Annotated in this window: 7 protein-coding genes and 2 pseudogenes; 6 read left to right on the top strand and 3 right to left on the bottom strand. The window is 72.4% G+C overall.

The genetic code is table 11. The features are described 5' to 3' along the window. Both AB0O67_RS35165 and AB0O67_RS35160 read right to left on the bottom strand, forming a co-directional pair. Window positions 1–207, bottom strand: a pseudogene (locus AB0O67_RS35165) (LLM class F420-dependent oxidoreductase); the annotation flags it as partial. Next, entirely contained in the window at window positions 186–1,415 is a 1,230-nt protein-coding gene (locus AB0O67_RS35160) for an amidohydrolase family protein (RefSeq protein ID WP_365459448.1), read from the bottom strand. The pseudogene AB0O67_RS35165 and the gene AB0O67_RS35160, both read right to left, overlap by 22 nt. Window positions 1,416–1,643: 228 nt before the next feature. On the opposite strand from AB0O67_RS35160, the gene AB0O67_RS35155 reads away from it, so the two are divergent. The 4 genes and pseudogenes from AB0O67_RS35155 to AB0O67_RS35140 form a co-directional block, all read left to right on the top strand. Beyond that, the gene (locus AB0O67_RS35155) at window positions 1,644–4,586 is read left to right on the top strand and encodes a BTAD domain-containing putative transcriptional regulator (RefSeq protein ID WP_365459445.1); all 2,943 of its coding nucleotides are present in this window, start codon (window positions 1,644–1,646) and stop codon (window positions 4,584–4,586) included. Between the two features lie 209 nt (window positions 4,587–4,795). Next, window positions 4,796–4,975 (top strand): hypothetical protein, encoded by a 180-nt coding sequence (locus AB0O67_RS35150; RefSeq protein WP_365459442.1) that lies wholly within the window; start codon window positions 4,796–4,798, stop codon window positions 4,973–4,975. A gap of 255 nt (window positions 4,976–5,230) precedes the next feature. Further along, the gene (locus AB0O67_RS35145) at window positions 5,231–5,683 is read left to right on the top strand and encodes a phospholipase (RefSeq protein ID WP_365459439.1); all 453 of its coding nucleotides are present in this window, start codon (window positions 5,231–5,233) and stop codon (window positions 5,681–5,683) included. A gap of 168 nt (window positions 5,684–5,851) precedes the next feature. Then, window positions 5,852–6,013, top strand: a pseudogene (locus AB0O67_RS35140) (hypothetical protein); the annotation flags it as partial. A gap of 286 nt (window positions 6,014–6,299) precedes the next feature. On the opposite strand, the gene AB0O67_RS35135 reads toward AB0O67_RS35140, so the two are convergent. Beyond that, window positions 6,300–7,052, bottom strand: coding sequence for a helix-turn-helix domain-containing protein (locus AB0O67_RS35135; RefSeq protein WP_365459436.1), 753 nt, complete (start codon window positions 7,050–7,052; stop codon window positions 6,300–6,302). 243 nt (window positions 7,053–7,295) lie between these two features. Between AB0O67_RS35135 and AB0O67_RS35130 the strand changes: the two genes are divergently transcribed. Together AB0O67_RS35130 and AB0O67_RS35125 are read left to right on the top strand one after the other, a co-directional pair. Further along, window positions 7,296–7,967 (top strand): DUF4097 family beta strand repeat-containing protein, encoded by a 672-nt coding sequence (locus AB0O67_RS35130; protein WP_365459433.1) that lies wholly within the window; start codon window positions 7,296–7,298, stop codon window positions 7,965–7,967. Window positions 7,968–7,983: 16 nt separating this feature from the next. Further along, window positions 7,984–8,120: ATP-binding cassette domain-containing protein (locus AB0O67_RS35125; protein WP_365459451.1), on the top strand; the 137-nt coding region annotated here is incomplete at its 3' end.

Here is an 8,120-nt window from a genome sequence, read left to right as displayed (position 1 = left end):
CGGGACGCCGACGTGGTCGCACCAGGCGACGTAGCAGAACCCGGCGCGGTCGGCGGCGCGGGCGACGGCCACGAGCTCGTCCCGTCCCGCGCCGGCCTCCCAGGGTTCGGCGTAGAGGGTGCTCTGGGACTGGACCGGGAGCTGGATGCCGTACTCCGGAGCGGTGCCGCCGCCGTCCGAGCCGGTCACCGCTTCGCCCCGGGCCACAGCCCGTCCTCCGTCAGACCGAGCAGCTCGATCGCGTTGCCGCGCACGATCCGCTCGACCACGTCCGCGTCCAGATGCCCCATCTGGGCCTCGCCGACCTCCCTGGACTTCGGCCAGGTCGAGTCGGAGTGGGGGTAGTCCGTCTCGTAGAGCACGTTGCCGACGCCGATGGAGTCGAGGTTGCGCAGCCCGAAGGCGTCGTCGAAGAAGCAGCCGTGGACGTGCTCGGCGAACAGCTCGGACGGCGGCCGGTGGACCTTGTCGGCGACGCCGCCCCAGCCCCGGTTCTCCTCCCAGACCACGTCGGCGCGCTCCAGGATGTACGGGATCCACCCGATCTGGCCCTCCGCGTACATGACCTTGAGGTTGGGAAAACGCTCGAACTTGCCGCTCATCAACCAGTCGACCATCGAGAAGCAGCAGTTGGCGAAGGTGATGGTGGAGCCGACGGCGGGCGGCGCGTCGGCGGAGGTGGAGGGCATGCGGCTGCTGGAGCCGATGTGCATCGCGACGACCGTGCCGGTCTCGTCGCACGCGGCGAGGAAGGGGTCCCAGTCGTCGGTGTGGACGGAGGGCAGACCGAGGTGCGGGGGTATCTCGGAGAACGCGACGGCGCGGACGCCCCGTGCGGCGTTACGGCGGACCTCCGCCGCGGCCAGCTCGGCGTCCCACAGCGGGATGATGGTGAGCGGTACGAGCCGCCCCCGGGCCGACGGCCCGCACCACTCCTCGACCGTCCAGTCGTTGTAGGCCTGGACGCACAGCAGGCCGAGCTCGTGGTCCTTCGCCTCGGTGAAGGTCTGGCCGCAGAAGCGCGGGAAGGTCGGGAAGCAGAGGGCGGACTGGACGTGGTTGACGTCCATGTCGGCGAGGCGGGCGGGGACGTCGTACGAGCCCGGGCGCATCTGCTCGTAGGTGATGATCTCCAGCTTGATCTCGTCCCTGCTGTAGCCCACGGCGGTGTCGAGGCGGGTCAGGGGCCGGTGCAGGTCCTCGTAGATCCACCAGTCGCCGGTCGGGCCGTCGTCGCCGGGCCGGCCCATGACGGGCTTGAAGCGGCCGCCGAGGAAGCTCATCTCCTTCAGCGGGGCCCGGACTATGCGGGGGCCGGTGCCGGCGTACTTCTTCGGGAGGCGGTCCTGCCAGACGTTCGGCGGTTCGACGGTGTGGTCGTCCACGGAGATGATCTGCGGGAATCCTGTGTCCATGGGGGCACGGTAGCGCTGATCTGACGGTGCGTCAGCTATCTGGTTGGGTGACTGGGGTGTATCTCGGACGGCCCTTCGTGCTCAGGTCAGTGCGGAAGTGCGCGAAGAGGGTGTGTGGGGCTTGTGGGATCCCGTGCGCCCAGCTGTGACCGCGGTCTCGGGCGGCTGACGCATCCGCCCGAGCAAGGCAAACTGACAGCATTGCTCATGTTGTCTAGGGGGACGGCTATGGACGGGGTGCCGGCACAGAGGCGTCCGGGCGGAGCGGGAGAACCCGTCACGCTGCGCTTCGGTGTGCTCGGACCGGTGCGCGCCTGGCGCGGCGGCGAGCCGCTCGCCACGGGCTCCCCGCAGCAACGCGCCCTGCTGGCCGCGCTGCTGCTGCGCGAGGGGCGTACGGCGACCGCCGCGCAGCTGATCGACGCGCTGTGGGGCGAGGAGCCGCCCTCGCGGGCGCTGGCGGCGGTGCGGACGTACGCCTCGCGGCTGCGCAAGGCGCTGGACCCCGACGTGCTGGTCAGCGAGTCCGGCGGCTACGCGATCCGCTCGGTCGGGGACGGCGCGCTGGACCTGGCGGTGGCCCAGGACCTGGCGGCCGAGGCCGAGAAGGCGCGCGGCGCGGGGGACCTGGGCCGGGCGCGCGAGTCGCTGGCCCGGGCGCTGGACCAATGGGACGGGGAGGCGCTGGCGGGCGTGCCGGGGCCGTACGCCGACGCGCAGCGCGTACGGCTGGAGGAGTGGCGGCTGCAACTCCTCGAATCCCGGTTGGACATGGACCTGGAGCAGGGGTGCCACGCGGAGGCCGTCTCCGAGCTGACCGCGCTGACGGCGGCGCACCCGCTGCGCGAGCGGCTGCGGGAACTGCTGATGCTGGCGCTGTACCGTTCGGGCCGGCAGGCGGAGGCGCTCGCGGTCTACGCCGACACGCGCCGCCTGCTCGCGGACGAGCTGGGCGTCGACCCCCGCGCGGGACTGCGGGAGTTGCAGCAGCGGATCCTGGCGGCCGACCCGGGGCTCGCGGAGCCGTCGGCGCCCGCCGCCGAGCCGCCCGCCGCCTTGGTGCGCCCGGCGCAGCTGCCCGCGACCGTGCCCGACTTCACCGGACGGGCGTCGTTCGTGGCCGAGCTGAGCGAGGTGCTGGCCTCGGCGGGCGGCCGGGTGATGGCCGTGTCGGCGCTGGCCGGGATCGGCGGGGTCGGCAAGACCACGCTGGCGGTGCATGTGGCGCACCAGGCGCGGTCGGCCTTCCCGGACGGGCAGTTGTACGTCGACCTCCAGGGCGCCGGTTCGCGGGCCGCGGAGCCGGAGACGGTGCTCGGCTCGTTCCTGCGCGCCCTCGGCACACCCGACGCGGCGATCCCGGACTCCCTGGAGGAGCGCGCGGCGCTGTACCGGTCGATGCTGGACGGCCGCCGGGTGCTGGTGCTCCTGGACAACGCCCGCGACGCCGCCCAGGTACGGCCGCTGCTGCCCGGCACGGACGGGTGCGCGGCGCTGGTGACCTCCCGGGCGCGGATGGTGGACCTGGCCGGGGCGCACCTGATCGACCTGGACGTGATGTCGCCCGACGAGGCGCTGTCGCTTTTCACGAAGATCGTGGGCGAGGAGCGGGTCGCCGCCGAACGGGAGGCGGCGCTGGACGTCGTCGCCGCGTGCGGCTTCCTGCCGCTCGCGATCCGCATCGCCGCGTCCCGCCTCGCGGCCCGCCGCACCTGGACGGTCTCGGTCCTCGCGGCCAAGCTCGGCGACGAACGCCGTCGGCTGGACGAACTCCAGGCCGGCGACCTGGCGGTGAAGGCGACCTTCGAGCTGGGGTACGGGCAGCTGGAGCCCGCCCAGGCACGGGCGTTCCGGCTGCTGGGCCTCGCGGAGGGGCCGGACATCTCGCTGGCCGGGGCGGCGGCGGTGCTGAACCTGGCGGCCGAGGACGCCGAGGACCTGCTGGAGTCCCTCGTGGACATGTCGCTGCTCGAATCGGCGGCACCCGGCCGCTACCGCTTCCACGACCTCGTTCGGCTCTACGCGCGCGCGTGCGCCGAACGGGACGAGCACCCGCCGAGCGAGCGGGAGGCGGCGATGTCGCGGTTGCTGGACTTCTACCTGGCCACCGCCGCCGGGGTCTACGCGATGGAGCGGCCGGGCGACCGGCTGGTGGACCACCTGGAAGTGACGAAGTACCCGGGACTGTCCTTCTCCGACCGGCACGCCGCCCAGGACTGGCTCTACGCCGAGGCGGGCGCCCTGCTGTCCTGCGTGCGCCGGTCCGTGGGCGACGGGCGGCTGCGGCGGGCGGTCGACCTGCTGTGGGCGGCCAAGGACCTGGCGGAGTCCGGGGCCAACGCACGCGAGTACGAGATCGCCGCCAACGCGGCGCTGGAGCGGGCCCACGCCGCCCGGGACGCGTGGGCGGCCGGGCGCGCGCTGACCACGCTCACCGACGTCCACATGGTCGCCGGACGCTTCGACCAGGCCGACGCGGCGGCCGTCGAGGCCCTGCGCATGGCGCGCGACGCGGCCGACCCGGTGGCCAGCTGCTGGGCACCCAACACCCGCGGCATCATCGCGATCTACCAGAACCGCCACGCCGAGGGGGAACTGCACCTCAACGCGGCGATCGACAACTTCCGCGCCAACGGCAACCGGCCGGGCGAGGCCAGCGCCCTGTGCAACCTGTCCCGGATCCACCTCGCCACCGGGCGGGTCGACAGCGCCATCGCCCTCGCCCAGCAGGGCATCGACATCTACGACGGGATGGGCAACGCGCTGCGAGGGGCCAACGGCCGCTACGCGCTGGGGCTGGCGCTCACCCGCAGCGGCGAGTTGCGGCTGGCGGCCGAGAGCCTGCGGGAGGCGCTGGAAACCTTCCGGGACAGCCGCCAGCGCCTCTGGGAGGGCATGACCCTCTTCCGCCTCGCCGAGGTGGACCTCGCGGCCCGGCGCCCGGCCAAGGCGGCGTCCAACGCGGAGATGGCGCTGACCGTGCTGCGCGGCATCGGCGGCGAGTGGCGCCGCGGCCTGGTGCTCACCGTCCTCGGTCGCGCCCTGAACGGCATCGGCCAGACCGGCCGCGCCCAGGTCTGCTGGCGGGAGGCGCTCGGCATCTACGAGGACCTGGACGCCCCGGAGGCGGACGAGGTGCGCGGGTTGCTGACACCGGCGGCGGTGGCTTGAGGCCTCGGGGGAGCAGGGCGTTCAGCGAACGTTTATCGGCGTCCGGCATGCTCGCTCATGTCGTTCTCCGCAGGCGGGGGTTGCGGAGCGACGCCGGGGCCGTGAGGTTAGTCTGATCGGCCGATTGACGCCCGGACGGCGGCCCGCGGGGGAGTCGCTGTCCGGGCGTCGGACCTCTGGCCTGAGAAATGAACCGGGAGTTGACCGTCATGAGCGAGAAGAAGAGCGAGCCCGTCGTCAAGCCGCTGGACCAGCACGCCACCGGTGAGGAGCTGACGACGCAGGACCAGCACGCCACGGGCGGTGAGGCCAAGCTGCTGGACCAGCACGCCACCGACGAGGAACTCACCACGCAGGACCAGCACGCGACGAGCGAGCCGGCCAACTGAGCAACCCGACGGGTACGGCCGCGGCGGCGCGGAGGGGAGCCGCCGCGGCCGAGTCATGTCCAGGGCGCCGCACGCGGCGCTCAAGTGACGTTCTGTCACTTCCGCCCCGGAGGTTCATGTTCCGATCCCCGGACCGCGCCGAGAGTTCAGAGATCCTTTCGGCCGGTGCGGTGTGAAAGAGCTGTCGCGATGTCAATCATCTTGTCATGAACCTGTAGCCCGACTGGCGGGCAACAGCCTCATGGAGGTGTGGGAATGCACCGCAGACTCGCGACCGCTCTCGCCACCACGACCCTCTCCCTGGTCACCGTCGTCGCCACCGCGACGACCGCCGGGGCCGCTCCGGCCGACAAGCCCCAGGTCCTGTCCAGCTGGACGCAGACCAGCGCGTCCAGCTACAACGCCTGGGCCGCGGCCCGCGCGAACCAGGGCGCCTGGGCCGCGTACGGCTTCGACTGGTCGACCGACTACTGCTCCACCTCGCCCGACAACCCCTTCGGCTTCCCCTTCTCCTCGTCCTGCGCGCGCCACGACTTCGGCTACCGCAACTACAAGGCCGCGGGCTCCTTCAACGCCAACAAGGACCGCCTCGACAGCGCCTTCTACGAGGACCTGAAGCGGATCTGCAACGGCTACAGCGGCGCCACGAAGACGGCCTGCAACAGCACCGCCTGGACGTACTACCAGGCCGTCCGCGCCTTCGGCTGACCTTGTCCGCAGCGGGGCGCCACGCCGCCCACGGCGCCCCGCTCCGGCCCCTCCGGCTCCCCACCGGCACGGCCATCGCCGTCCCCCCACCCGCACGCCCCCGCTAGTCCCACCGGTCACCGCCGCGTCAGCGACGCCGGACCGCCCGGCCCGGAGGAGCCGGAGGCAATCGCACTCCGTCTACACGGGCAACTCACCGGCGTCGTCCGCGAGGTCGAGGCCGCCGTGCCGGCCGCGCCGGAGGACGCCAAGGTGCGGATCGCCGCGCACGCAGGCCTCCGTGAGGCACGGCGCCTCCTGGCGGTGACAAGCCCCACCCTCGGCCTCCCGGCCGGAATCGCGCACCTGCGGCACCTGGCCCTGTCGGTCGAGGAACTCCGCCGCCACCACGCGGCCCTGAGCGGCGGACCGGTCACGGAGCAGCGGTGGAGTCCTGTCCAACTGGCCTTCTGGCGCTGGGCAGTCCACCGGGCGACGTGCCGCGTCTGCAGGACCGACGACCGCCACCGCGACCGAGGCCGGCGACTGGGGGAGCACTGGAACCAGCTGCGCCGCGACCCCGGCGCCGTCCACCGTCCATCGCCCCATCGCCGTGACCCTCGACACGGCCTGTGCGTCAGTGATCTGAACCCTGCTCGTCCGTGCCGTCCACGCCCGCCCCCGCTGTCGTCTGGAGGATGTCGCGGGCCTGCTCCGCCGCGCGGGCCGTGCTCTCCGAGACGTAGTCCAGGAAGCGGGCGATGTTCTCCAGGCGCACGGCCGCCGGAGTGCCGGAGCCGAGGACGGCCGCGCCCTGTCGCGCGGTCTCGACGACCTGGGCGATGGCGCGGGCGCTGGCCATCGTCGACTCGTACCAGACGGCGTCGTCGACGACGTACCGCTCGCGGCGGCGTTCGTCGCGCTCCCGGCGAACGAAGCCCTGGCCGTCGAGGAACGCGACCGCCTTCGAGATGGACGCCGGGCTGACCTGGAGGCGCTGGACGAGTTCGGACGCGGTGAGGCTGCCCTCGTCGGTGGTCGTGAGGCAGGCCATGACCCGGGACATCATCGCGGGCATGCCCGACTGCGTGAACACGGAGGTGAGCAGTTCCTCGTACGCCCGCACGGCCTCGGCGTCGCGACCGTGCGCCTGCGGGGGCGCCTGCGTACCCCGGGGCGCGGTCTGCCTGCGGCGCTGGGTGCGGCGTTCGGTGGCGCGGTGGGCGAGGTCGGCGCGGTAGCCGGTGGGTCCGCCGTTGCGCATCACCTCGCGTGTGATCGTCGAGGTAGGTCGGTCGAGGCGTCTGGCGATCTCCGCGTAGGCGAGGCCGTCGGCCAGTCCCAGCGCGATCTGCTGACGTTCCTGCTGGGTGAGTCTGCCTCCCGGCATCCCGGTCTCCTTCGTGGCGCGTGAGGTCCCAGCATAGCGTTCACCTCCATTTCATTGCAACGAACAGAGGAGCGTCGTTGCGTTATCCCCAGGGTCATTGCAATGAAATCGAGGCTTTGACATGGGAGTTTCGCGATCCAACGCAACGAGCATGTTGCCTGATGCATGAATGCAACGTAGCGTTCACGACATCGGAAACAGCGTGCCGGCGGAAGGCCCGCGACGCAGATGAAGGAGAGCACCATGCAGAAGTTCGACACTCCCGCCCCGGTCTCCGTCGTCCTCGACATCCCCGCCGGGCACATCCGGTTCATCGCCGCCGACCGGGCCGACACCACCGTCGAGGTCCTCCCCGCGGACGCCGGCAAGAGCCGCGACATGAAGGCGGCCGAGCAGACCGAGGTCGCCTACGGCGACGGTGTCCTGCGGATCGAGGTGCCTGCGGCGCGGAACCGGGTCCTCGGCGCCTCCGGATCCGTCGAGGTGACGGTCCAGCTGCCGGCCGGCTCCCGGATCGAGGCGAAGGCCGCCGCCGCCGAGTTCCGGGGCGTCGGACGGCTCGGCGACGTCGCCTTCGAGGGCGCGCAGGGCTCGGTCAAGCTCGACGAGGCCGCACAGGCCCGCCTCACCCTCCTCGCCGGCGACATCTCGGTCGGCCGGCTCGGCGGCCCGGGCGAGATCAGCACCCAGAAGGGCGACATCCGGATCGCCGAAGCCGTGCGCGGCACCGTCACGCTGCGCACCGAGCACGGCGACATCTCGGTCGGCGCCGCCCAGGGGGTCTCCGCCTCCCTGGACGCCGGCACCAGCCACGGCCGGATCAGCAACACGCTCAAGAACAGCGACGGCGCCGACGCCGGCCTGACCCTCCACGCGACCACCGCCTACGGCGACGTCACCGCCCGCAGCCTGTGAAGAAGGAGTCCCTCTCATGACCGACCTGGCCATCGCTGCGAACGGGCTGCGCAAGTCCTACGGCGACAAGACCGTCCTCGACGGCATCGACCTGCGCATCCCGGCCGGTTCCGTGTTCGCGCTGCTCGGCCCGAACGGCGCCGGCAAGACCAC

This window comes from Streptomyces sp. NPDC086077 (assembly GCF_040686175.1).
Classification (GTDB): Bacteria; Actinomycetota; Actinomycetes; order Streptomycetales; family Streptomycetaceae; genus Streptomyces.
Note: the sequence above shows the minus strand (reverse complement) of the source record. Positions and strands in the feature narration are given on the sequence as shown.